The organism is Streptomyces sp. NPDC023723, assembly GCF_040639815.1.
Lineage (GTDB): Bacteria > Actinomycetota > Actinomycetes > Streptomycetales > Streptomycetaceae > Streptomyces.
Genome location: NZ_JBFAAP010000002.1, coordinates 114495 through 138832 on the forward strand (window position 1 = coordinate 114495; position 24338 = coordinate 138832).

Annotated in this window: 17 protein-coding genes; 5 read left to right on the forward strand and 12 right to left on the reverse strand. The window is 72.4% G+C overall.

Annotated features, from left to right (window positions below; all coding sequences use genetic code 11):
• Positions 1–94 precede the first annotated feature (94 nt).
• The 5 genes from AB0G32_RS03255 to AB0G32_RS03275 all read right to left on the reverse strand — a co-directional run bounded on the left by AB0G32_RS03255 (position 95) and on the right by AB0G32_RS03275 (position 10856).
• A complete protein-coding gene (locus tag AB0G32_RS03255; RefSeq protein ID WP_361157411.1) occupies positions 95–1462 on the reverse strand; it encodes a protein kinase in 1368 nt (455 codons plus the stop codon).
• Positions 1463–1559: 97 nt separating this feature from the next.
• Complete coding sequence (locus AB0G32_RS03260; RefSeq protein ID WP_361157414.1) at positions 1560–3458, reverse strand: protein kinase; 1899 nt, start codon at positions 3456–3458, stop codon at positions 1560–1562.
• A gap of 274 nt (positions 3459–3732) precedes the next feature.
• The gene (locus AB0G32_RS03265; protein ID WP_361157417.1) at positions 3733–6417 is read right to left on the reverse strand and encodes a protein kinase; all 2685 of its coding nucleotides are present in this window, start codon (positions 6415–6417) and stop codon (positions 3733–3735) included.
• A 175-nt stretch (positions 6418–6592) separates the two neighbouring features.
• Positions 6593–8611 carry a serine/threonine-protein kinase gene (locus tag AB0G32_RS03270; RefSeq protein ID WP_361157420.1) on the reverse strand — a complete coding sequence of 673 codons (2019 nt, stop codon included), beginning with the start codon at positions 8609–8611 and terminating at the stop codon, positions 6593–6595.
• Positions 8612–9149: 538 nt separating this feature from the next.
• On the reverse strand, positions 9150–10856 hold the full coding sequence (locus AB0G32_RS03275; RefSeq protein WP_361157423.1) for a glycerol-3-phosphate dehydrogenase/oxidase: 1707 nt from the start codon (positions 10854–10856) through the stop codon (positions 9150–9152).
• Between the two features lie 325 nt (positions 10857–11181).
• Between AB0G32_RS03275 and AB0G32_RS03280 the strand changes: the two genes are divergently transcribed.
• A complete protein-coding gene (locus AB0G32_RS03280) occupies positions 11182–12390 on the forward strand; it encodes a nucleotide sugar dehydrogenase (protein WP_361157426.1) in 1209 nt (402 codons plus the stop codon).
• 693 nt (positions 12391–13083) lie between these two features.
• Here the strand turns inward: AB0G32_RS03280 and AB0G32_RS03285 are convergent.
• The 4 genes from AB0G32_RS03285 to AB0G32_RS03300 form a co-directional block, all read right to left on the reverse strand.
• Positions 13084–14208, reverse strand: coding sequence for a GuaB3 family IMP dehydrogenase-related protein (locus AB0G32_RS03285; RefSeq protein WP_361157428.1), 1125 nt, complete (start codon positions 14206–14208; stop codon positions 13084–13086).
• Positions 14209–14326: 118 nt separating this feature from the next.
• A complete protein-coding gene (guaB, locus tag AB0G32_RS03290) occupies positions 14327–15832 on the reverse strand; it encodes an IMP dehydrogenase (RefSeq protein WP_361157431.1) in 1506 nt (501 codons plus the stop codon).
• Between the two features lie 150 nt (positions 15833–15982).
• Positions 15983–16573, reverse strand: coding sequence for a sigma-70 family RNA polymerase sigma factor (locus AB0G32_RS03295; protein WP_361157434.1), 591 nt, complete (start codon positions 16571–16573; stop codon positions 15983–15985).
• A gap of 305 nt (positions 16574–16878) precedes the next feature.
• Positions 16879–17490, reverse strand: a complete 612-nt coding sequence (locus AB0G32_RS03300; protein ID WP_003948568.1) for a response regulator transcription factor — start codon at positions 17488–17490, stop codon at positions 16879–16881.
• Positions 17491–17887: 397 nt separating this feature from the next.
• On the opposite strand from AB0G32_RS03300, the gene AB0G32_RS03305 reads away from it, so the two are divergent.
• A complete protein-coding gene (locus AB0G32_RS03305; RefSeq protein ID WP_361157436.1) occupies positions 17888–18223 on the forward strand; it encodes a WhiB family transcriptional regulator in 336 nt (111 codons plus the stop codon).
• Positions 18224–18262: 39 nt separating this feature from the next.
• Here AB0G32_RS03305 and AB0G32_RS03310 read toward each other — a convergent pair whose 3' ends face one another.
• Positions 18263–19162 (reverse strand): LysR family transcriptional regulator, encoded by a 900-nt coding sequence (locus AB0G32_RS03310; RefSeq protein ID WP_361157439.1) that lies wholly within the window; start codon positions 19160–19162, stop codon positions 18263–18265.
• 80 nt (positions 19163–19242) lie between these two features.
• On the opposite strand from AB0G32_RS03310, the gene AB0G32_RS03315 reads away from it, so the two are divergent.
• From AB0G32_RS03315 to AB0G32_RS03325, 3 genes are all read left to right on the forward strand, one after another.
• Entirely contained in the window at positions 19243–19926 is a 684-nt protein-coding gene (locus AB0G32_RS03315) for an MOSC domain-containing protein (RefSeq protein WP_361157442.1), read from the forward strand.
• A gap of 212 nt (positions 19927–20138) precedes the next feature.
• Positions 20139–20909: an SDR family oxidoreductase gene (locus AB0G32_RS03320; protein ID WP_361157445.1), complete on the forward strand. Its 771-nt coding sequence runs from the start codon at positions 20139–20141 to the stop codon at positions 20907–20909.
• Positions 20910–20973: 64 nt separating this feature from the next.
• Positions 20974–23076: an acyltransferase family protein gene (locus tag AB0G32_RS03325; RefSeq protein ID WP_361157448.1), complete on the forward strand. Its 2103-nt coding sequence runs from the start codon at positions 20974–20976 to the stop codon at positions 23074–23076.
• 63 nt (positions 23077–23139) lie between these two features.
• Here the strand turns inward: AB0G32_RS03325 and AB0G32_RS03330 are convergent, their stop codons facing one another.
• Both AB0G32_RS03330 and AB0G32_RS03335 read right to left on the reverse strand, forming a co-directional pair.
• Positions 23140–23331, reverse strand: coding sequence for a DUF397 domain-containing protein (locus AB0G32_RS03330; protein ID WP_361157451.1), 192 nt, complete (start codon positions 23329–23331; stop codon positions 23140–23142).
• A complete protein-coding gene (locus tag AB0G32_RS03335; RefSeq protein WP_361157453.1) occupies positions 23328–24173 on the reverse strand; it encodes a helix-turn-helix transcriptional regulator in 846 nt (281 codons plus the stop codon). Before AB0G32_RS03335 ends, AB0G32_RS03330 begins: the two co-directional genes overlap by 4 nt.
• Between the last annotated feature and the right edge of the window lie 165 nt (positions 24174–24338).

The following is a 24338-nucleotide window of genomic DNA, read 5'->3' on the forward strand; positions in this document are numbered from 1 at the left end:
CGCCGGGGCCCTTGTGTACCCGTCGGTAACGCAGATTCACCGAGTGCTCACATGGCGCCAGTGATCGGTGGCAACGAATGCGCTGATCAGGGGGTTATTCGGAGGCGCCGGGGGGTTCGGAAGGCGAGGCCGCGGGCGTGGAGGCGGGGGAGGGCGGGGAGGTTGGGGTGCGGGTCACAGTGACCGTGGCGGTGGGTACGGGGGACGGCGGCGGGGGGCCGCCGGTTGCCGTCCCCGGCGCGGAGGCCGACGGCGTGTTGTCGTCGCCGTTCTCGTCGCCGTTCTCGTCGCCGTTCTCGTCGCCGTTCTCGTCGCCGTTCTCGTCGCCGTTCTGGTCGCCGTTCTTGTCGTCATCGCTGTCCTCGTCGCCGACGCCGTCGATCAGCAGGGCCGCCGCGGAGATGCCGGCGCCCGCCGTCGCGGCGGCCAGCAGGGCGGCCGTGAGGACGGTCCGTCTGGAGCGCAGGCGACCGGTACCGGTACCGGTACCGGGCCCGGTCTCGGTCCTGTTCCCGGTTTCGGTCCTGTTCCCCCGCCCGATACCGCTCCCGACACCCATGCCCGTACCCATACCGATACCGATACCGATACCGGTCCTGCTGGCAGGCCCAGTTCCGGGCGGTACGGGGATGCGGCCCGTGGTCAGATAGGCATACAGCATCCGCTCCGCCTCCGCCGCGTCCAGCCGTCGCCGCGGGTCGCGTTCGAGCAGCCCGTTGATGACGGGCAACAGCGGACCGGCCTGCGGCGGCGGCTGTATCTCCGCGGAGACGACGGCGTGCAGGATGCCGCCCAGCGAATCCCGGCGGAACGGGGACTCGCCGCTGAGGACGGCGCACAGCAGCGCGCCCAGCGACCACAGGTCGGACTCCGGCCCGGTCCCGCCGCCGGCCATCCGCTCGGGCGCGGTGTACTCGGGCGAGCCGACGAACGAACCCGCCTCGGTGAGCGTGGTGGCGCCCGGCACTTGGGCGACGCCGAAGTCGGTGAGCACGATCCGGCCGCCCTCGGCGACCAGCACGTTGGACGGCTTCACGTCCCGGTGCAGTACCCCGGCCGCGTGCGCGGTGCTCAGGGCGCCGAGCAGGGCGAGCCCGATCCGGGCCGCCTCGGCCGGGCCGACCGGACCGTACCGGGCGACGCGGTCGGCGAGCGAGCCGCCGTCGACCAGCTCCATGACCAGGTACGTGCGTTCGTCCTCCTCGACGACATCGTGGACGACGACGATGTGCGGGTGGCTCAGTTGCGCGACCGCGCGGGCCTCGCGCAGGGTGCGCTCCCGGCGCTGCCGGGCCTCGGCGACGGAGAGGGTCTCGTCGTAGGGCAGTTCCTTGACGGCGACCTGCCGGCCGAGCAGTTCGTCGGTCGCCCGCCACACCACGCCCATGCCGCCGCGCCCGATCCGCGACAGAAGCCGGTAACGGCCCGCGATGACACGCCCGCCCGCCCCCTCGGTCACCATGCGCCCCATCATGCCCCACGGTACGGGCCACTTCGGGCCGCCGGGCCGCGGGTGGCCGACAACCGACCCGGTCCAGCCCTGTGCGCCGTACCGCTCGTCAGCCGGTGCCTTCCCGCCAGCTCTGCAGCACCGCGTCGAACTGCTCGCGCGCCGTGGACCAGTCCGCGGCGGGCGAGGACATGTAGATGGCGTACTCGACGCCGTCCTGGGACAGGTACATCTCCTCGATGGCCCGGCGCGGCCCGGGGAAGGGCATGTCCTTGGCGAGGGCGGTCCAGGTGTACTCCCAGCGGGCGCTGGGATAGTCCCGGTAGTCGTTCTCCTCCAGCGTCAGCCGCTCGTAGTCGACCAGGTTCTGCAGCCGTTCCTCCAGGCGGAGCTGGTGGACGTAGGGGTCGTCGTAGTCGGGCGAGGTGTCGACGGCGATACGGATGAAGTGCTCGCCATCGTCGGGCGTGTAGTCGACCTGCTTGAGATCGCCGTCCTCGCCGTACACCTGGCGGGTCCAGCTCTCGGGCAGGGAGAGGCTGAAACCGAACGGGTCGGTACGGCGCACCCAGTCGGCCGGCACGGACCCCTCCGACGCCTCGGAGTCGCCGGAGTCGCCGGAGTCACCCGAACTGTCGGAGCCCTCGTCCGCGGCTCCGTCCGTGGCGTCACCCGTGGCACCGGCCGACGCGCTCGGCGAGGCGGACACGGAGGTCGAGGCGTCGTCCTCGCTGCCGCCGCCGTCCTCCGTCACCCGCAGCAGCACGGCGGTGCCGCCGCCGATCAGCGCGGCGACCAGCACGGCCAGCACGACCGTACGCAGTCGGCGTCCGCGACGCGGGGCGCCGGCCACCGGGGTCGCGGCGGTCGGCGTCCCACCCGCGGGCGGGTACGCGGCGCCGGGCGGATACGCCGCGCCGGTCTGATACGTGACGGCCGGCGGCTGTCCCGCCCGGACGAAACCGGTGGCGGGCGTGGCGCCCAGGTCGGCGGGAGTAGGAGTCGAAGTAGGAGTGCTGGTGGCGGCGGCGGTGGGAGGCGCGGTGGGGGTGACCGCCGTCGGCGGGGCCATCGGGGGCTGCCCGGCCGCGTCGGCCGGGGCGGGCCACGCCTGGTCGGCGCCGCTGTGCGCGTCGGCGTAGGTCCCCGTACCCGCGTACTGCGTCGGAACGTACGCCTGCGCCGCGTCCGACCGGCGGCCCTCCGCCGCCTCGGCCAGCATCTGCTCGGCCTCCTCCACGGAGGGCCGGGTGGCCGGGTCCTTGCGCAGCAGCGCGTTGACGACGGGCTCCAGCGGACCGGCGTGCCGCGGCGGCTCGGCCTCCTCCTCGACCACCGCCTGCATGGTGGTCAGCGGCGAGGTACGGCGGAACGGCGATCTGCCCTCCACCGCCGTGTACAGCGTCGCACCGAGCGCCCACAGGTCGGAGGACGGGCCCGGATCATGACCGCGGACGCGTTCGGGCGCCAGGTAGTCGACCGACCCGACGACCTCCCCGGTACGCGTGATGGTGCTGTCGCCCTCGATCTGCGCGATGCCGAAGTCGGTGAGCAGCACCCGGCCGTCCGCGCCGAGCAGGACGTTGCCCGGTTTCACGTCGCGGTGCAGCACCCCGGCGGTGTGCGCGGCGCGCAGGGCGCGCAGCACCCACAGGCCGATCCGGGCCGCCTCCCGCGGCTCGACGCGTTCCTCGTCCTTGACCGCGTCGGCCAGCGAACGGCCCTCGACCAGCTCCATCACGATCCACGGCCGGCCGTCGTGTTCGAGTACGTCGTGCACGGTGACGACGGCCGGGTGGTTGATCCGCGCGGCCGCACGCGCCTCGCCCCGGGTGCGGGCCAGCAGTACCGCCCGGTCACTCTCGGCGACGTACAGCGCGGCGGTCAGCTCCTTGATGGCGACGACCCGGTGCAGCACCTCGTCGTGGGCGCGCCACACTCGGCCCATGCCACCGCTGCCGATGGCGTCGCCGAGCCGGTAGCGGCCCGCGAGGAGCTGACCCTGCATCTGATTCACGTTGCCCCGCAATGCTCTTGACAGGGTCAGCGTAGGGACCGGCTTCCCTTCAGGGAACCGGTGGGGTACCCCGGAGACCGCTCTGTGACGGTTGTCGCTTTCCGCTCCTCCAAGCAACCAAAGACGCTCAAGTCACGTCACGCGACAGCGAATATGACCGGCAATCAGGCAGAAGGGACACAGAAGGAGACACAGAAGGAGACGCAGGAAGAGACGCAGGAAGAGACACGGAAGAAGATGCGGAAGAAGACGCGGCAGGCGGCGCTCAGCCGGTGTACTGGTACGTCGCCGACGCCTGCTCGAACAGCCGGGTCACCTCGTCACGGTCCGCTTCCGGGCCGCGCACCTGCACCACGTGGTAGTGCCCGTCGATCAGGATGGCGAGGTTGCGCACGAACAGCTCGCCCCCGTCGTCGCCGGTCCAGGTGAACTGCCCCTCGGCCATCGACCGCCCGCCCACCTCGATGGACTTCAGCCCGGCGGAGGTGGCCCAGCTGGAGTCGCGGTAGGGCTGCAACTCCGGCTCCCGGTCCCGCTGGTACGTCATCGGGTCGCCGCCGAAGTCGTCGCTGTCGTCCCGGCCGGGGACGACGATCAGCTCGAAGTCGCCGTCCGCGTAGACGATCTGGCCGCGTCCGTTGACCGCCGTGCGCTGCCAGCCCTCGGCGACGGCGACCCGGAATCCCTCCGGGTCCTTGCGCAGGGTGAAACCGTCGGCGGCCTGGGTCTCGGTGGTCTGCGGCTCGGTGGAGCCCGCCGACCGGGAGGGGCTCGCCCCCTTGTCCGACCCCGCCGACCCGTCCGTGCCCTTCGTCTCCCGGGGCGACTCGCGTTCGGGCCGCGGCTCGTCGCCGGGGTCCGCCGAACCGGCCACCCGGCCCGCCTCCCCGACGGCTCCGCTCTCCTTGTCCTTCGGCATGAAGACCATGGCGTACGCGATCAGCGCGGCCATGCCGAGCAGTATCAGCAGCAGCAGCGTGCGGCCGAGCCGGCGCGGCGAACGCGCCTCCTGCTTGGCCCGCTTGTGCCGCCCGTGGTGCGCGGGCAGCCCGGCACGCCGCCTGCGCACCAGCTCGCCCCGGCGACGGACGATGGGCAGCCGGCTCGCGTCGGCCGGCGGGGCCGGGACGACGTACAGCCCGGCATCCGGCTCGGGCGCCGAGCGGACGAGGGAACGCAGCCAGCCGCGCAGTTCCTCGAAGTCCAGGCGCTCGGTGGGGTCCTGCCGCAGCAGCGACTCCACGACCGGCCTGAGCGGCCCGCACTCCTCGGCGTAGGCGGGCGGCTCCGCGCACACCATCTGCACCAGCTCGGCCGTGGACTCCTCCGGGTACGGCGCGTGTCCCTGTACGGCCCGGAAGAGCAGGGCGCCGAGCGCCCACAGGTCGGTGGCGGGGCCGATGGGGGGCGCGAGCTGCCAGTTCTCGTGCACCGGGCCGGCCTGCTCCGGGGCCCAGCGCTCGGTCACCGGACCGACCACCGCCATCCGGGCCTGCCGGGCCCGCTCAGCGGCGAGCGCGGTGGCCGGCCCGCGGCGCGCGGGTGTCTTGGCGACCAGGTCGTCCCAACGGCTGGGCGGCGGGACGGGGGCGGTCGCCGCGGTGGGCGCGTCCGTCGGGGTGGGCGCGGCGGGCAGCGCGGCCCGGCCGGAGGAGCCGGCGGTGGACCGTGGATCGTCCGCCGTCCGGGGCGCGGTACCGGGCCAGGAGGTGGTGCGGACGCCGTAGGGATCGGTGATCTGTCCCGGCGGGGTGCCACCGGAGCCGTACGGCAACGCGTTCCCGTCCGGGGCGGGGCGGGCGCCGGGCAGGGCCGCCCGGCCGTTCTCCGCCTCCTGGACCCGGGCCGCGGCCCGCGCTCCCGCCCGGTAGGCGGCGATCGCCCCGGCCCGCGCGGCCCGGACATCCCCGCTGCCCTCGCCGAGCGCCCGCGGCCCGGCCGCGTCACTCCGCCCGTTCGCCGCCGCGGCCCCCTGCCCCGGCAGCACATCGGCCACCCGAGCCTGAATGGCGGCCCGCCGAGCGGCCTCGGGATCAAGCTGAGCGACGTCGGGCGCTACGGGGCGGTCGTGTCCGTTGGAGCTGTTGGGACCGCTGGGGCTGTGGGGACCGCTGGGGCTGTGGGGACCGCTGGGGCTACTGGGAGCGCCAGCCCCACTGGAACCGCCGGGACCACCAAAACCACCGGCTCCACTGGAACCACCGGCCCCACTGAAGCCGCTGGTCCCACCGGAACCACGGGGCCCATCGATCCCGCCAGCCCCACTCGCACCAACCGCCCCCTCCCCCACGCCTTCCCCCGCGCCCTCCTCCGCGTCATCCCCCGGCACCGGGTCGTACCCGCACAGCGCCTCCTCCGCCGCGCCGACCGCGAGGCCGGTCAGCATCACCCGGCCGTCGTCGCAGACCAGCACCGTGCGGGCGGTGATGTTCCGGTGCACCCAGCCGTGGGCATGCAGCACCCGCAGGGCCATCAGGACGTCGGAGGCGATCTCGGCCGCCCGGTACGGCGTCAGCGGCTGCTCGGCGAGCAGCGCGGCCAGCGGCCGGGCCGGCACCAGTTCGCTCACCACCCACAACGACCCGCCCTCGGCGAACACGTCGAAGACCTGGTCGAGACGGGGATGGTCGGGAATGCTCGCCGCGGCCTGCGCCGCCTCCACCGCCCGCCGCACCACGGGATCGGCCGGACGCCGCGTACTGCCGCGCGCGGCCGAGGACCGCTGGACCGGTCGGCGCGGAGCACCGTCACGCGGCGTGAACCCGTCGGGCAGCCCCTCCGCGTCGAGCACCTCGGCCTCGACGACCTCGGGCAACGGCACCTGCCTGACCAGTACTTCCTGCCCGCTGTAGGTGTCGAAGGCCCGGGTCTCGGTGAGTTCGTACTCATCGGAAGGCGGCAGCGGCAGCCGGTAGCGGTCGGCGAGGACCCGTCCCGCGTACTCGTCCACGTTGCCTCCCCCGGCACGGTCGGTTATCCCGGTCGGTCAATTCCGTTCGCCCCGCGTCCCGTTGTTGCTGCGTACGGTCCGCAAGCACTCACGATACGTGCCGGAGGCAACCCGCAAAGAGGTGTCACCAGATATCGGCTCCACCAAACCCGCGCACGCCGGGCGCGGAGCGGGATCAGGATCCCGGCTCGAAGGACTTCGTCAGTGTCTGCCAGGCTTCCTGGCGCTGGTCAGTGCCCCAGTCGGCGGCCTTGGCGGTGTACATGAGCGCGTAGCCCTGCTCGTCGTCGACGACGAATCCCCGGTCGATCGTGCGGTACTTGGTACCGCCGTCCACATAGGTGAACTCCCAGTCGGCCGTGTTCCACCCCCGGTAGTCCACCTCCTCTATGCGGATCTTCTTGTACTGGGAGCGCGTCATGTACCGCTCCTGGTTCTTCCAGTCCGCCACCGGGTCGTCCTTCGGCGTGGACGTCCAGGCGACGAGCAGCTTCTGCCCGTCCGGACCGGTGAACCGGTCGCCCGCGGAGCCCGTGGTCTGGTACTTCCAGCCCTCGGGCAGTCCTATCTCGTACCCCTGGTCGCCCTCGTGCGTGGAAACGGCTCCGCTGTCGGAGTCCGCCGACTCGGTCGAGCCGCCGTCCCCGTCCTCCGTGTCCGCCGTGTTCTCGGCGGAGCCGCTCGCGTCCGCTCCGTCGGACGCGCTCGCCTCCGCGCCCGTCGAGCCGTCCGGGGTGGCGCCCGGCGACCCGGCGCCGGTCGTACCGTCGTCCTGCCTGGTCTCGTCGCCCGCGGTGGCCGTGGCCGTGGTCCCGGCACCGCCGCCGGCGCTGTTCTCGCCGTCGTCGCCGCCCAGCGTGAGGGCCAGCACGGTGCCGAGCACGGCGAGTACGACGACCACCGCGATGATCACCAGGGTGCGGCGCGGCACCACGTCGGTGAGGGACGCCTTCGGCGTGGGCCGGGACGGCAGGTCCGGCGGCGTCATCACGGGCCAGCCCGAACTCCGGGCGCCCGCCGCCGCGTTACCGCTTCCCGCGCCGGACGCGGCCGGCGTGGCCGCCGACGCGGCGGCGCCTCCCGCCGCGGCACCCGCTGACCCGCCCGTGCCGGTCCCGGTGCCGGCGGAGCCGGTGGCGGCGGACCCGCTCCGGGACTTGGCGCGGGCACCGGCGGCCGCGCCGGCCGCTCCGGCCGAGACCGCGGCCTTGCGCACGGACCGCAGCGCGCCCTTCAGCCGCTCCCCGGCCTCCTCGCCCCGCCTGCTCCCGGACCGCTCGTCCGGCTGGGCGGGCAGCGGCACGACCTTGGTCGCGTCCATCGGCTCGGCGGGGGTGCTCGCGGGCGCGTGGATCACCTTGTTGAGCAGCGCGCGAGCACCCGCGTCGTCGAGCCGCTGGGCGGGATCCTTGGTGAGCAGTCCGTAGATGACGTCCCGCAGCGGGCCGGCGTTCTTCGGCTCCTCCAACTGCTCGGTCATCACCGCGGTGAGCGTGGCGATCGCCGAGCCCTTGTCGTACGGCGGGGTGCCCTCCACCGCGGCGTACAGCAGCCCGCCCAGCGACCACAGGTCGGCGGCCGGTCCCGGCTTGTGCCCGCGGGCCCGCTCCGGGGAGATGTAGGAGGGCGCGCCGACCAGCATGCCGGTGGAGGTGATGGACGGGTCGCCCTCGACCTGGGCGATGCCGAAGTCGGTGAGCACGACCCGGCCGTCCTCGGCGATCAGCACGTTGGACGGCTTCACGTCGCGGTGCAGGATGCCCTCACGGTGCGCGGACCGCAGCACGTCCAGTACGGCCAGCCCCACCTCGGCCGCCCGCTTCGGTTCCAGCAGGCCGTCCTCCCGGATGACCTCGGCGAGCGACTTGCCCTCGACGAGTTCCATCACGATCCACGGCCGGTCGTCCTCTTCGACCACGTCGAAGACGGTCACGGCGCTGTTGTTGCGGATCCGCGCGATCGCCTTGGCCTCGCGCAGCGTCCGCGTGATCAGGCGCCGCTTCTCCTCCTCGTCGATGTTGGTCGGGAACCGCAGCTCCTTGACGGCGACCGTGCGTCCCAGGGTCTCGTCCTGGGCCCGCCACACCGTCCCCATGCCGCCGCGGCCGAGCACATCTCCCAGCCGGTACCGCCCGGCGAGGAGACGTGCGCTCTTGTCCTGACGGGATGTCCCCGCCCGCTCCGCCTCCGACATGCGTCCCCTCATGCAACCCGCCCTGACAGAGCCTTCATTGTCTCTCACCCGACAAGTGCTCGACGCCCAGGGTGCCCCTGGCCGTGCCCCACGGTCCCACGTCCCGGGCGGCCCCGTGAACCGGCCGTTCCACCGCCCCGGATGACGGGTGCGACACGGGAGGCACCGTGATGCCACCGCTTCGGACGTTCCTGACCCTCCCCGTGGTTCTGGTCCGCCCCGCCCTCGCCCCGTCCGCCGCCGCGCCACCTTCGCGCCGCCTTCGCCGCCATCGTCCCGCTGCGACTGGCGGACGAAGACCGCCCGTCGCTCCCGGACCCCGTGGAAAAGCATCTGCCCGGCCGGCTGGGTCTGTCCGGCACCCTCCTTCCCCGATTGCTCTGCGGTGTCGTCCTTCCCTGGTCTCCTGCGGCGTCAGGGCGTGGAGACCACCGCCGAGTTCTGCCCCCGCACCCAGTAGAACGGCCGGGGTTCGCTCGGATATCCCGACCGCACACACCCGTTCGAGTGAATGCGGTCGATCCGGCCGCCACGAGCGTCACAACGGCACGATGTCCGGCGCCCCCAGCCGCGCCGCGTCCGCCGTCAGGTCGTCGGGCTGGCGCTGCGACTCCCGCTCGGCCTGCACCCGCTTCTCGTAGTGCTGGACCTCGCGCTCGATCTGGTCCTTGTCCCAGCCCAGCACCGGCGCCATCAGCTCGGCCGCCTCCCGGGCGCTGCGGGTGCCCCGGTCGAAGGTCTCGATGGAGATGCGGGTGCGGCGGGTGAGCACGTCGTCCAGGTGCCGGGCCCCCTCGTGCGAGGCGGCGTACACGATCTCGGCGCGCAGATAGTCGTCGGCGGCCGGCAGCGGATCGCCGAGCGAGGGGTCGGCGGCGATCAGCTCCAGCACCTCCTCGGCCTGGGTGCCGTACCGATTCAGCAGGTGTTCCACCCGGACGACGTGCAGGCCGGTGCGGGCGGCGATCCGGGCCCGCGCGTTCCACAGGGCCGAGAAGCCCTCTGCGCCCAGCAGCGGCACGTCCTCGGTGACGCAGTCGGCGACCCGCGTGTCGAGTCCGTGCACGGCCTCGTCGACCGCGTCCTTGGCCATCACCCGGTACGTCGTGTACTTGCCGCCCGCCACCACGACCAGCCCCGGCGCCGGGTGGGCCACGGTGTGCTCGCGCGACAGCTTGCTGGTGGCGTCCGACTCGCCGGCCAGCAGCGGGCGCAGCCCCGCGTACACGCCCTGGACGTCGTCCCTGGTCAGCGGCACGGAGAGGACGGAGTTCACATGCTGGAGCAGGTAGTCGATGTCCGCGCTGGAGGCGGCCGGGTGGGCCTTGTCCAGGTCCCAGTCGGTGTCGGTGGTGCCGATGATCCAGTGCCGGCCCCAGGGGATGACGAACAGCACCGACTTCTCGGTGCGCAGGATCAGCCCGGTCGAGGAGTTGATGCGGTCCTTGGGGACGACGAGGTGGATGCCCTTGGAGGCCCGGACGTGGAACTGCCCGCGCTCCCCCACCAGCGACTGCGTGTCGTCGGTCCACACGCCCGTGGCGTTCACGATCTGCTTGGCGCGGATCTCGTACTCGCCGCCGCCCTCCACGTCCTCCACCCGGGCGCCGACGACCCGCTCGCCCTCGCGCAGGAAACCGGTCACCCGCGCGCGGTTGGCGACCGGCGCGCCGTACGACGCCGCGGTGCGCACCAGGGTCGCCACGAAGCGGGCGTCGTCCACCTGTGCGTCGTAGTACTGGAGCGCGCCGACCAGGGCGTCCTTCTTCAGCGCCGGTGCCACCCGCAGGGCGTGACGGCGCGTGAGATGGCGGTGCGTGGGCAGCCCCCGGCCGTGTCCGCGGGCCATCGACATCGCGTCGTAGAGCGCGACGCCCGAACCGGCGTACAGCCGCTCCCATCCCGTGTGCTGCAGCGGGTACAGGAACGGCACCGGCTTCACCAGGTGCGGGGCGAGCCGCTCCAGCAGCAGCCCGCGCTCCTTCAGCGCCTCCCGCACCAGGGCGAAGTCGAGCATCTCCAGATAGCGCAGGCCGCCGTGGATCAGCTTGCTCGACCTGCTGGAGGTGCCCGAGGCCCAGTCCCGCGCCTCGATCAGTCCGGTGGACAGGCCGCGGGTGACGGCGTCCAGGGCGGTGCCCGCGCCCACCACGCCGCCGCCGACGACCAGCACGTCCAGTTCTCGCTCGGCCATGGCCGCGAGCGACTCCGCGCGTTGCGCCGGGCCCAGTGTCGCTGTCCTCACCGCTGCCTCCCGCTCATCCGTTGATCGGTCACGTCGGCCGCACCCGTCGGACAGGCGAAGCCCGGTCGTTCCCTGTACCCCCCATGCCCAGATTCTGACCGGGTTGCCCGACTTCAGCCACACGCACCCGTGCCCTGTGGACAACCTCAGCGAGCGCTCCCGGTGAACGGAGCCCCAGTACTGCCGCCAACACTCACCGAAACTCGGCCGACCAATCCCACAAATCGGTCATATTTACTCCTAGTCTGACGTTGTGCTCGCCCGTCCTGTCCACAGGGCTTGCGCATCTGTCCCGCTCCGGCTACTGGGAAGGACGGCCCACGCCATGCCCGCAGATCTCGCCGTCATCGGACTCGGTCCCTACGGCCTGCCCCTGGCCCAGGCCGCCATCGCCGCCGGCATCCCCACCCTCGGCTACCGGACCGGCCCCGAGGCCGGCTCGCTGACCCCGGCCGAACTGCGCCGCATGCTCGCCGGGGGCTTCCGGACGGCCGCCGGACCGGCCGAGCTGGGCCGGGTGCGCACGGCGGTCATCTGTGCCCCGACCCCGCCGGGCGAGGGCGGCAGCCCGGACCTCGGCCAGGTGGAGGCGGCCGCGCGCACCCTGGCGGCACATTTGCGCCCGCACACGACGGTGATCCTGGAGTCACCGGTCCCTCCCGGGACCACCGAGGATTTCCTCCGCCCGCTCCTCGAAAACGGCTCCGGCCTGCGTGCGGGGCGTGACTTCCATCTCGCCTACTCCCCCAGCCGGGTCGACCCCGGCAACCGCGACTTCACCCCGGCGAACACGCCGAAGGTCATCGGCGGCCTCACCCCCGCCTGCACCGAGTCGGCCGCCGCCTTCTACGGCCGCCTCACCGACAAGGTGGTACGCGCGCGTGGCCCGCGGGAGGCGGAGACGGTCCAGCTCCTGGAGACCAACTTCCGCCATGTGAACATCGCACTCGTCAACGAGATGTCCGTCCTCTGCCACGACCTCGGCGTCGACCTCTGGGACGTCATCCGCTGCGCGGAGACCAAGCCGTTCGGCTTCCAGACCTTCCGCCCCGGCCCCGGCGTCGGCGGCCACTCCGTCCCCCAGGACCTGACCGGCCACGCCCCCCGCAGCCTGCGCATGGTCGAACTCGCCCAGCAGGTCAACAACCAGATGCCGCGCTACGTCGTGCAGCGCGCCGCCGCCCTCCTCAACGAGCACGGCAAGTCGGCGCGCGGCGCCCGCGTGCTCCTCCTCGGCGTCACCTACAAGGCCGATCTCGCCGACCAGCAGGGCACCCCGGCCCAGGAGGTCGCGACCCGGCTGATCTCGATGGGCGCCGCGGTCAGCTACCACGACCCGCACATCCCGTCCTGGACGGTCCTCGACCGCCCGATCCCCCGCGCCGACTCCCTCTACGAGTCCGCCGCCGCCGCAGATCTGACGATCCTCCTCCAGCAGCACCGCACGTACGACCTCCAGGGCCTCTCGGTGAAGGCCCAGTTGCTGCTGGACACCCGGGGAGCCACGCCCACGGGGGCGGCGCACCGGTTGTGAAGGGGCGCGCGGAGGCCGGTCGTGCCACGGGGTTGGTGGTGGACGGGGCGCTACGTGGGTACCGTAGAGGCGGAGCCCACCGCAGCGGACACTGCGATCGACTCCAGGATGGATCACGGAGTGTCCACCCCTATTTCTCTTAGGGATGGCCGCTCACCATCTAAAAGCCGCAGCACAAAAGGCGGAGCCCACCGCAGCCGGTACTGCGATGGACTCCAGGATGGATCACGGAGTGTCCACCCCTAATTCTCATAGGGGTGGCCGCTCACCATCCGAAAATCCGCAAGATCCACCTCCTCCGGCACTGAACCATCCGAAGACGGATCCGGTCCCAGCGGGTGGGCTTGCGGTGACGTCCCATGGGCACGCCCCCTTCCACGATGCCGCCGTCAGCCCGGTGGGCGGCGCGTCTGGAATTCGGGCCGGGCCCCGAGGGGACGGGGCCCGGAACGCGTTCCTTGGAAGGGGGCGTCCCAGAGAACTGGGCCGCCGGACACGGACGTTACCGGCGCACGACGGCGCCACCCGGCGTATTCGCCCCGAAGACGACCATGCGCCCCCCGGACACCCTGCGCGCCCCCGTACCCGGCCCGCCGGACACCGGACGCCGAGCGCACGAACAACAAGAAGGCCGGCCGTCCCACCAGGGACGACCGGCCTCCGTACAACCAACTGCCGACTACCGGCTGCCGGCTACCGCCGATGCTGCGAGTCCGCCACCGTCACCTCGACCCGCTGGAACTCCTTCAGCTCGCTGTAGCCGGTGGTGGCCATCGCGCGGCGCAGGGCGCCGAACAGGTTCATCGAGCCGTCAGGGTGGTGGGACGGCCCGGTGAGGACCTCCTCCAGCGTGCCGACCGTGCCGAGGTCGACCTTCTTGCCGCGCGGCAGTTCCTCGTTGACGGCCTCCATGCCCCAGTGGTGGCCCCGGCCCGGCGCGTCCGTCGCGCGGGCCAGCGGGGAGCCCATCATCACCGAGTCGGCGCCGCAGGCGATCGCCTTGGGCAGGTCGCCGGACCAGCCGACCCCGCCGTCCGCGATCACGTGCACGTACCGGCCGCCGGACTCGTCCATGTAGTCCCGGCGGGCCGCCGCCACGTCGGCGACCGCGGTGGCCATCGGGACCTGGATGCCCAGCACGTTGCGCGTGGTGTGCGCGGCGCCGCCGCCGAAGCCGACCAGGACACCGGCCGCGCCGGTGCGCATCAGGTGCAGGGCGGCGGTGTAGGTGGCGCAGCCGCCGACGATCACCGGGACGTCCAGCTCGTAGATGAACTGCTTCAGGTTCAGCGGCTCGGCGGCGCCGGAGACGTGCTCCGCGGAGACGGTGGTACCGCGGATCACGAAGATGTCCACACCCGCGTCGACCACGGCCTTGGAGAACTGCGCGGTGCGCTGCGGGGAGAGCGCGGCGGCGGTGACGACACCGGCCTCGCGCACCTCCTTGATGCGCTGCCCGATCAGCTCCTCACGGATCGGGGCAGCGTAGATCTCCTGGAGGCGGCGGGTCGCGGTCTCCGAGTCCAGGCCGACGATCTCGTCGAGCAGCGGCTGCGGGTCGTCGTAGCGGGTCCAGAGCCCTTCCAGGTTCAGTACGCCGAGGCCGCCCAGTTCGCCGATGCGGATGGCGGTGGCCGGGGAGACGACCGAGTCCATGGGGGCGGCCAGGAACGGCAGCTCGAAGCGGTAGGCGTCGATCTGCCAGGCGATCGAGACCTCCTTCGGGTCTCGCGTACGGCGGCTGGGGACGACGGCGATGTCGTCGAAGGCGTACGCCCGGCGGCCGCGCTTGCCGCGCCCGATCTCGATCTCAGTCACGTGTGTGGCCTTTCCCTCATGCGTTGCAGCGTCTTCCAGTATCCCCGACGGGCGAAACGAGGGCGGCCCCGGTCGCTCCGGGGCCGCCCTCGGGAAGATCGCCGCTGCTTACGGCTGCCTACTTGTTACGGCTGTAGTTCGGTGCCTCGACCGTCATCTGGATGTCGTGCGGGTGGCTCTCCTTGAGGCCGGCGGAGGTGATCCGCACGAACCGGCCCTTGGACTCCATCTCCTCGATGGTGGCCGCACCCACGTACCCCATGGTCTGGCGCAGGCCGCCGACGAGCTGGTGCAGCACGTTGGCCAGCGGGCCCCGGTAGGGCACCTGGCCCTCGATGCCCTCGGGCACCAGCTTGTCGTCGGAGGCGACCTCGGCCTGGAAGTAGCGGTCCTTGGAGTACGACTTCCCCTGGCCGCGGGACTGCATGGCACCCAGCGAGCCCATGCCGCGGTACGACTTGAACTGCTTGCCGTTGATGAACTGGAGCTCGCCCGGCGACTCCTCGCAGCCCGCGAGCAGGCTGCCCAGCATCACCGTGTCGGCGCCGGCGGCCAGCGCCTTGCCGATGTCGCCGGAGTACTGGAGGCCGCCGTCGCCGATCAGCGGGACACCGGCCGCGCGGGCCGCCAGCGACGCCTCGTAGATGGCGGTGACCTGGGGGACGCCGATGCCGGCGACGACCCGGGTGGTGCAGATGGAGCCGGGGCCGACGCCCACCTTGATGCCGTCCACACCGGCGTCGATCAGCGCCTGGGCGCCGTCCCGGGTGGCGACGTTGCCGCCGATGACGTCGATCCCGACGCTCGACTTGATCTTGGCCATCCAGCTCAGCGCGTTGCTGTTGTGGCCGTGCGAGGTGTCGACGACCAGGAAGTCCGCGCCGGCCTGGGCGAGCGCCTGGGCCCGGTCCAGCGCCTCGGGGCTGGCGCCCACGGCGGCGCCGACGATGAGCCGGCCCTCGGCGTCCTTCGCGGCGCCCGGGTACTGCTCGGCCTTGACGAAGTCCTTGACCGTGATCAGACCCTTGAGCACGCCGTCGTCGTCGACCAGCGGCAGCTTCTCGATCTTGTGGCGGCGCAGCAGACCCATGGCGTCCACGCCGGAGATGCCGACCTTGCCGGTGACCAGCGGCATCGGCGTCATGACCTCGCGCACCCGCCGGGCCCGGTCGGTCTCGAAGGCCATGTCACGGTTGGTGACGATGCCGAGCAGCTTGCCGGCGTCGTCGGTGACCGGCACGCCGCTGATGCGGAACTTGGCGCACAGCGCGTCGGCCTCGCCGAGGGTGGCGTCCGGGTGGATGGTGATGGGGTTGGCCACCATGCCGGACTCGGAGCGCTTGACCAGGTCGACCTGGTTGGCCTGGTCCTCGATGGACAGGTTGCGGTGCAGCACGCCGACGCCGCCCTGGCGGGCCATCGCGATGGCCATGCGGGACTCGGTCACCTTGTCCATCGCCGCGGAGAGCAGCGGGATGTTGACCCGGACGTTGCGCGAGATGCGGGACGAGGTGTCGACCGCGTTCGGAAGCACCTCGGAGGCGCCCGGCAGCAGCAGCACGTCGTCGTAGGTCAGCCCGAGTGTCGCGAATTTACCGGGCACTCCGTCGACGTTCGCAGTCATGACACCTTCCCCAAATGGCCTTGATCGGTGCGGATGTCCATGCTAACGGGAAGCACGGGTGTCTCATTCCACGATCATGGCAACCCGGGCAGCCGTATGTTCGTACGAAAGCGGCGGGCCGTCCGTTCACCGAAGTGACGAACGGAGCAACTACTGCTCGGCCAGGGCCCGGAGCCGGCTCAGCGCCCGGTGCTGCGCCACCCGGACCGCGCCGGGTGACATTCCCAACATCTGGCCGGTCTCCTCGGCCGTGAGCCCGACCGCGATCCGCAGCAGCAGCAGTTCCCGCTGGTTGTCGGGGAGGTTGGCGAGCAGTTTCTTGGCCCACTCGGCGTCGCTGCTGAGCAGGGCGCGCTCCTCGGGGCCGAGCGAGTCGTCGGGCCGCTCGGGCATCTCGTCGGAGGGGACGGCGGTGGAGCCGGGGCCGCGCATCGCGGCGCGCTGCAGGTCGGCGACCTTGTGGGCGGCGATGGCGAAGACGAACGCCTCGAACGGGCGTCCGGTGTCCTTGTAGCGCGGCAGCGCCAGGAGTACGGCGACGCAGACCTCCTGGGCGAGGTCCTCGACGAAGTGACGCGCGTCGCCGGGCAGCCGGGACAGCCGGGTGCGGCAGTAGCGCAGCGCGAGGGGGTGAACATGGGCGAGCAGGTCGTGCGTGGCCTGCTCGTCCCCGTCTACGGCGCGGTGGACGAGCGCACCGACTGTTCCCCCCTGCCCGGGGGCCGGCTCGTCGTCACGCATCGGTCCATGGTGCCTTGCGGCCGTCTGGTCCGCTCCGCCGCGTCCGTTGTTGTGCACCGAAGCGTTATGAGCAGGTGCGCCGGAACTCATCCCCTGCGCCCTCCCCTCCCGCTCGACCGACTCGTCCCCGAGGAACTCCACACCTCAAGGATGCGGCATCGGCGCCGAAACGAGCAGCGGGCACCCGACGGTTCGGCTTGTCACCCCCACTCACCTGGCGGTGAGCGGGGTCTGTCGCACCTCCGCCGGGCCCCGTGGGTCTCCGCCGCACGGAGCTGCCCCTGGGGCCTGTCATCCGACAGGCCCTACCGGACCAGGCCCCACCGGAAGCCGAGCGCCACCGCGTGTGCCCGGTCCGAGGCGCCGAGCTTCTTGAAGAGCCGCCGGGCGTGCGTCTTGACGGTGTCCTCGGAGAGGAAGAGCTCACGGCCGATCTCCGCGTTGGAGCGACCGTGGCTCATGCCCTCCAGGACCTGGATCTCGCGCGCGGTGAGGGTGGGCGCGGCGCCCATCTCGGCCGAGCGCAGCCGCCGGGGGGCGAGCCGCCAGGTCGGGTCGGCGAGCGCCTGGGTGACCGTGGCCCGCAGTTCGGCGCGCGAGGCGTCCTTGTGCAGATAGCCACGGGCGCCGGCGGCGACCGCGAGGGCCACGCCGTCCAGGTCCTCGGCGACCGTGAGCATGATGATGCGCGCGCCCGGGTCGGCGGACAGCAGCCGCCGGACCGTCTCGACACCGCCCAGACCGGGCATGCGCACGTCCATCAGAATCAGGTCCGAGCGGTCGGCACCCCAGCGGCGGAGCACTTCCTCGCCGTTGGCCGCCGTCGTCACGCGCTCGACGCCGGGCACGGTCGCGACCGCGCGGCGGAGCGCCTCTCGGGCAAGCGGGGAGTCGTCGCAGACGAGGACGGATGTCATGGCTGTCCTCCGCGGCTCTCACAGCTGCTGCGCGTCACCTTGAGCCTCCAGGCTGGTACGAAATCGTCACCTGTGCGGTCACCGTCTCGGACGCCCGCCCGAGCGCTTGTTCCTGCAACCGCCTCCGCCCTCTCAACGACGGTCACTCGAAAGAGTTACGGGGCTGCGTGTCGTCTTCGGCACTCTACGTGAGGGGCCGGACACAACGCAGTCACGCGCGGAGACCCTCAACCTTTCACCACAACCCGTGCCCCATTTAGACGCTTTTCTTCCGCTTTGGAGGTGTCTGGCACTAGATTCGCAATGAGTCATATTTTCATCTCCTTAGATCGTAGTTGTACGGTCGTGGGTGCTGGACCCCTGGCATCCACCCATATCGGTTACAAGAGGTCACGCAATGGCAGATTTCTCCCGCCTTCCCGGACCTAACGCGGACCTGTGGGACTGGCAGTTGCTGGCCGCCTGCCGCGGGGTGGACAGCTCGCTCTTCTTCCATCCCGAAGGGGAGCGCGGCGCGGCCCGCAGCGCTCGTGAGAACTCGGCCAAGGAGGTCTGCATGCGGTGCCCGGTGCGCGCCGAGTGCGCCGCGCACGCGCTGGCGGTGCGCGAGCCGTACGGCGTGTGGGGCGGCCTGACCGAGGACGAACGCGAGGAACTCATGGGGCGGGCGCGCAACCGTCTGGTGCCGGCCGCCTCGGCGGCCGGCGGCGCGGACTCCGCCCCAAACAGCTGAAGGAACGTTTCTCCGGGCGTCGTGCGTGGCACGCGCGCGTCAGTGCCGCGCGGCCCGCTCCAGCTCGTCCAGCGTCGCCGTCACGGCCGGCACCTGTGCCAGGTCGGGCAGCGTGAGGGCGACGATCTCGCGCCGCACGACCGGCTCCAGGCGTACCGTGCGGGCACCGCGCGGCCGTACCGACTCGACCGCGAGCTGGGGCAGTACGGCGACCCCGAGGCCGGCCCCGACCAGGCCGACGACCGCCGGATAGTCGTCGGTCGCGAAATCGATCCGGGGGGAGAAACCGGCCGTCTCGCACACCGCGACCAGCTGCCCCCGGCAGCGCGGGCAGCCCGCGATCCACGGCTCCCCGGCCAGCTCCCCGATGGCGACGGACTCCGCGCGGGCGAGCGAGTGCCCCTCGGGCACGAGGGCCACCAGCCGGTCGGTCAGCAGCGGCCGGACCACCAGGTCGTCCCACTCCTCGGCGCCGCCGGCCGCCCCCTCGTAACGGAAGGTGAGCGCCACGTCGCAGTCGCCCTCGCGCAGCAGTTCGACCGAGGCGGGGGGTTCGGCCTCCTCCAGGGAGACCCGGGTGCCGGGGTGGGCGGCGCGCAGCGCGGCCAGCGCGGTGGGGACCAGGGTGGAGCTGCCGCTGGGGAAGGAGACCAGCCGGACCCGGCCGGCGCGCAGCCCGGCGATGGCGGCGACCTCCTCCTCGGCGGCGGTCAGCCCGGCCAGGATGCCCGCGGCGTGCCGGACCAGCGCCTCGCCGGCCTGGGTCAGCCGCATGTCGCGCGGACCGCGGACCAGCAGGGGCGTGCCGACGGACGCCTCCAGGGCCTTCATCTGCTGGCTGACCGCGGGCTGGGTGCAGCCCAGCGCGCGCCCCGCCGCCGAGAAGGAGCCGGTGGCGGCCACGGCGCGCAGCACGCGGAGATGACGAGCCTCGATCACACCGTTGAGGATAAGCGAACCTTTGATACGGGCACGATAAATGCGTCGACGCTTTGGCGAGGCTCGTCTACCGTGCCGTCATGAGGCTTCTGTCGGTGAATGTGGGCCGTGCCGAGACCGTGCCGTACACGGATCATCCGCAAGGGGTGACCGGCATCGACAAGCGGCCGGCCGCCGGGCCGGTGCGGATCGCGGCGCCGGGCCCGGACGGGGCGAGCGGGGTCGCCGGGGACACGGTCTGCGACACCCGGCACCACGGCGGCGACCACCAGGCGGTGTACGCGGTGGCCCGCGAGGACCTCGACGACTGGGAGCGCGAACTGGGGCGCCCGCTGCGCGCCGGCGCGTTCGGCGAGAACCTCACCACCGTCGGCATCGACGTCTCCGGGGCGCTGATCGGCGAGCGCTGGCGGATCGGCCCGGACCTGGTCCTCGAAGTCACCTGCGGGCGCATCCCCTGCCGCACCTTCCAGGGCCATCTGGGTGAGAAACGCTGGGTGCGGCGGTTCACGCAGAAGGGCGCGCCCGGGGCGTACCTGCGGGTGATCGTGCCCGGCGAGGTGCGGGCGGGCGACCCGGTCGAGATCGTGCACCGGCCCGGTCACGAGGTGACGGTGGCGACGCAGTTCCGCGCGGTGACCACCGAGCGGGAGCTGCTGCCGGGGCTGCTGGCGGCGGGCGAGGCACTGCATCCGGTGGCGCTGGCCCAGGCACGGGCGTACGCGGCGGGTCTGCGGACGGCCGCCGTACCCGAGCCGTCCTGACCATCCCGCTCGCCGCATGCGGGCTCCCTGACCAGCCGCCCTGACCAGCCGCCCGCCGCCGTTTCCGAGCCGTCGTCCTGACCGGGGCCGCCCGTCGTTTCCGAGCCGTCGTCCCGACCGGAGCCGCCCGCCGCTCCTTCACCGGCGCTTCACTGGTCGAAGGCTCGGTGAGCGATCCGGACGCCGACAGTCCGGGTCACTAATGTTGCGCCATGACAACGGCATTGATTACGGGATCGACGTCAGGCATCGGCGCCGCGTTCGCGCGGCGGCTGGCGGCCGACGGGCACGACCTGGTGCTGGTCGCCCGGAACACCGAACGGCTGCGCGAGCAGGCGACCGAGCTGCACGACCGGCACGGTATCGAGGCCGAGGTGCTGACCGCCGACCTGGCCGAGGACGCGGGCATCGAGTCGGTGACCGCCCGGCTGGGCGACCGCAAGAACCCGGTCGACCTGCTGATCAACAATGCCGGCTTCGGCAACAAGGGCCGCTATCTCGACGTCTCCATGGCCGACGAGCTGCGGATGCTCAAGGTGCACTGCGAGGCGGTGCTGCGGCTCACGTCGGCGGCGGCCGAGGCGATGCGCGAGCGCGGCCGGGGCGGCGTGGTCAACGTGGCCTCGGTCGCCGCCTTCGTGCCGCGCGGCACGTACGGCGCCTCCAAGGCGTGGGTCGTGCAGTTCACGCAGGGCGCGGCGCGGGACCTGGCCGGCAGCGGCGTACGGCTGATGGCGCTGGCCCCCGGCTTCGTGCGCACCGAGTTCCACGAGCGGGCCGGGATGGGCACCGACACCATCCCGAACTGGATGTGGCTGGACGCCGACAAGCTGGTCGCGGCGGCCCTCGACGACCTGGCCCGGGGCAAGTCGCTGTCGATCCCCGACCCCCGCTACAAGGCGCTGATGGGCGCCGCGAAGCTGGTGCCGCGGGGCGTGCTGGGGGCGGTCAGCTCGCGGACCCGGAAGTACGGGCCGCAGTGATCCGAGGGCCCGGACGGCGCACAGCCAGGGGTGATAGCGAAGGGGGATGTACGACGGCCGGATCATGAGCGGAAACGGGAGCGGGAGCGGTGCGGCGCCGGAGGTGATGCAGCCCCGGCACAGACCCGGCCCCGTACCCGCGTCCCGTCCCGGCTTCCGGCCCGACATCGAGGGGCTGCGGGCGCTCGCGATCGGGCTGGTGCTGCTGTACCACGCCGGTGCGGACCGGCTGGCCGGCGGCTATGCCGGGGTCGACGTCTTCTTCGTGATCTCGGGTTTCCTCATCACCGGTCTGCTGGTACGGGAACTGGGCCGCACCGGCCGGGTCTCGCTGACCGGGTTCTACGCCCGCCGGATGCGCCGTCTGCTGCCCTCGGCGCTGACCGTGCTGGCCGCGGTGGTGCTGGCCGCCTGGCTGCTGGTCCCGCCCGCCGATCTGCGCGGCGTCTTCCTGGACGTGGTCGCCGCCGCGCTGTACGCGGTCAACTGGCGGCAGGCGGCCGAGGCGGTCGACTACTCGGCGCTGGGCACCGCGGCCAGCCCGGTCCAGCACTTCTGGTCGCTGGCGGTCGAGGAGCAGTTCTACGTGGTGTGGCCGCTGCTGCTGATCGCGGTGGCGTGGTGGTGCCGACGCCGCGGCCGGGACGTCCGGCCCCGGCTGGCCCTGGTGCTCGCGGTGACGGCGGCCGTCTCCTTCTGGTACGCCGTCACGCTCACCCGGCAGGCGGCCGGTGCGGCGTACTTCTCCACCGGCACCCGGTACTGGGAACTGGCGGCCGGCGGGCTGCTGGCGCTGGTGCCGGGCGGCTGGTGGCGGCGGGTGCCCAGGTGGGCGGCCGGGGCGGCGGGGCTCGCCGGGGTCGCGGGGATCGGCGGCGCGGCGCTGCGGTTCGGGGAGGACACCGCCTTCCCCGGGCCGTGGGCGCTGCTGCCGGTGCTCGGGGCGGCGGCGGTGATCGCGGCCGGCGCGGTGGCCGTGGACACCCCGGCGGGCCGCCTGCTCTCCCTCGCCCCCGTCCGGTACGTCGGCCGGGTCTCGTACTCCTGGTACCTGTGGCACTGGCCGTTCCTCGCCTTCACCGCGGTGTGGCTGGGCGAGCCGCCGCTGTCGGTGGCGCTGCTCGCGGTCGCCCTGTCCTGGATACCGGCCGCGCTGACCCACCGTTACGTGGAGAACCGCTTCCGGCACGCCCCCGAGCGGGCGGTCCGGCCGCACCGTTCCGGTCTGGTGCTGGGCGCGGCCTGCACGGCGGGCGCGGTGCTGTGCGGGGCGGTGTCCTGGACCGCGGTGCCGGGCACCCGGCTGGCCGAGGCGGCGGACGCGCCCGGCGCAGCGGTGCTGTCGGCGGGCGACACCGATCTCCAGCGCAGCGCCGACGCACTGCGGCCGTTGCCGGAGACGGCCGAGGACGACGTGGACGCGGCGCACGACGACTGTCTGGTGGACCAGTTGGACAGCGCCCTGGCCTCGGGGTGCGTCTACGGTGACACCTCGTCCGACACCACCGTGGTGCTGTTCGGCGACTCACACGCCGTCCAGTGGACGCCGGCGCTGACGGCCATCGCCGAGCGGCGGGGCTGGCGCCTGGAGGTGCTGACCAAGTCGGCGTGCTCACCGGCCGAGGTGACGATGTGGGCGACGCAGCTGAAGCGGGCGTACACCGAGTGCGACACCTGGCGGGAGTCGGCGCTGCGGCGGATCGCGGCCGAGGAACCGGCCCTGGTGGTGACGGGGGCGCGGGCGACCACGCCCGTGTCGAGCGACGGGCAGCGGCTCGGCGAGACGGCGGGCGCCGAACTGACCGAGGAGGGCTACGCGAAGACGCTGCGGCGGCTGACCGGCGCCGGGGCGCGGGTGCTGGCCTTCGCCGACAACCCGCACCCCGGGCAGGACGTGCCGTCCTGCGTCTCGGGCGCGATGGACTCCCTCGCGGACTGCGCCACCGCGAAGAGCGACGCGCTCGGCTTCGAGCAGGTCGGTGAGGTGGCGGCCCGGGAGGTCGGCGGGGCGTCGGTGATCGACGCGACGTCGATGCTGTGCCGGGGCGGGGAGTGTCCGGCGGTCATCGGCAGCGTGGTCGTGTACCGCAACGACGACCATCTGACGGCCACGTATGTGCGGACGATGACCCAGTGGCTGGGCGGGGAGTTGCCGGTGGCGGTGTGAGGGGAGCGCGTTGCGCGCGGAAGAGGGGCGGCCGGGCACCCGGCCGCCCCTCTCAGCGGCGTCTCAACCGCACACCGCCATCCGCACGAACACCGCCCACTCTTCGGCTCCGACGGAGAACTGTGCCTCTTCCGGCCGTTTGGAGTCACGTATCAGCACGGCTGAGCCCGTGCACGCGACCTCGACGCAGTCACCGCCGTTGCCTGCGCTGTAGCTGCTCTTGAACCATCCCAGCTTGCCGGTGCTTGCCCTCATAGCTCTCCCAACAGCTTCTCGACGAAGGCCAGGGAGTCCCTGGGAGTCAGCGCCTGCGCGCGGAGCACGCCGTACGTCGCCTCCAGCTGACTCACCTTCTTCGGGTCCGCGTACAGGGCACTCATGTCCTGTACCTCCACGTAAGCCATCCTGCGCTGATCCACCGAGTGGATCAACGTGAACGGACCGGCCAGACCGGCATGTTCGTCGCGGTCCGTCGGCATCACCTGCAACTCGACATTGCGCTGGTGCCCGTAGAGCAGGAGCTGTTCCAGTTGACCGAGCAGTACCTGGCGGCCGCCCAGGGGGCGCCGCAGCACGTGCTCCTCAATGACAAAGCTCAGGAGTGGCGCCGGGCGCCGGGCAAAGAGCTTCTGTCGCTCCATACGCGCTGCCACCCCCTGCTCGATCGCTTCGTCGTCCTGCAGCGGACGCCACATGCGGAAGACCGCCCGCGCGTATTCCTCCGTCTGCAACAGCCCTTTGATCACATGGCTGGCGTAGGCATGCAGTTCGACCGCCTCCGCCTCCAGCTCCGCGTACCGCTGGAAGAACGACGGATACCGGGCCTTGGCCACCTCCTTCTTCATGGCCATCAGCACGCCCCGCGCGCCCACCGCCCGGTCGATCGCGTCGATCAGGTCCGGCTTCGGAATGCGCCGTCCCTGCTCCACCGCCGCGACCTGCGCCTCGCTGTACCCCACCAGCGCGCCCAACTGCGCCTGCGTGAGCCCTGCCGCCTCCCGGAACAGCTTCACCTGGCACCCGAAGCACTTCAGGAAACCCCCACGGGAGTCACCCAGCTCCGCAACACCCGCGCCCGAGTCCGCGCCCGCGTTCATCCACCGCGCCCCTTTGCGTCCGATCGATCGCGCTCCGTAATCGGAGAGTAGGGCGGTGCACGGGCCCCGCGCAGGTCAATCGCCTTCACGCAACGCGTACGCGTGAGCACTTTCCGTGCAGTACCGTCGTCACAACGAAAGCGGTCCCCGCGACGGTTGCAGCCG

Excerpts from the sequence above, each read along its gene's own strand:
- AB0G32_RS03320 (WP_361157445.1), top strand. The coding sequence starts at position 20,139 with ATGACAACGGCATTGATTACGGGATCGACGTCAGGCATCGGCGCCGCG.
- AB0G32_RS03300 (WP_003948568.1), bottom strand. The coding sequence starts at position 17,490 with ATGACATCCGTCCTCGTCTGCGACGACTCCCCGCTTGCCCGAGAGGCG.
- AB0G32_RS03315 (WP_361157442.1), top strand. The coding sequence starts at position 19,243 with ATGAGGCTTCTGTCGGTGAATGTGGGCCGTGCCGAGACCGTGCCGTAC.
- AB0G32_RS03330 (WP_361157451.1), bottom strand. The coding sequence starts at position 23,331 with ATGAGGGCAAGCACCGGCAAGCTGGGATGGTTCAAGAGCAGCTACAGC.
- AB0G32_RS03305 (WP_361157436.1), top strand. The coding sequence starts at position 17,888 with ATGGCAGATTTCTCCCGCCTTCCCGGACCTAACGCGGACCTGTGGGAC.
- AB0G32_RS03335 (WP_361157453.1), bottom strand. The coding sequence starts at position 24,173 with ATGAACGCGGGCGCGGACTCGGGCGCGGGTGTTGCGGAGCTGGGTGAC.
- AB0G32_RS03270 (WP_361157420.1), bottom strand. The coding sequence starts at position 8,611 with ATGTCGGAGGCGGAGCGGGCGGGGACATCCCGTCAGGACAAGAGCGCA.
- AB0G32_RS03280 (WP_361157426.1), top strand. The coding sequence starts at position 11,182 with ATGCCCGCAGATCTCGCCGTCATCGGACTCGGTCCCTACGGCCTGCCC.
- AB0G32_RS03325 (WP_361157448.1), top strand. The coding sequence starts at position 20,974 with ATGAGCGGAAACGGGAGCGGGAGCGGTGCGGCGCCGGAGGTGATGCAG.
- AB0G32_RS03260 (WP_361157414.1), bottom strand. The coding sequence starts at position 3,458 with ATGCAGGGTCAGCTCCTCGCGGGCCGCTACCGGCTCGGCGACGCCATC.
- AB0G32_RS03295 (WP_361157434.1), bottom strand. The coding sequence starts at position 16,573 with ATGCGTGACGACGAGCCGGCCCCCGGGCAGGGGGGAACAGTCGGTGCG.
- guaB (WP_361157431.1), bottom strand. The coding sequence starts at position 15,832 with ATGACTGCGAACGTCGACGGAGTGCCCGGTAAATTCGCGACACTCGGG.
- AB0G32_RS03255 (WP_361157411.1), bottom strand. The coding sequence starts at position 1,462 with ATGGTGACCGAGGGGGCGGGCGGGCGTGTCATCGCGGGCCGTTACCGG.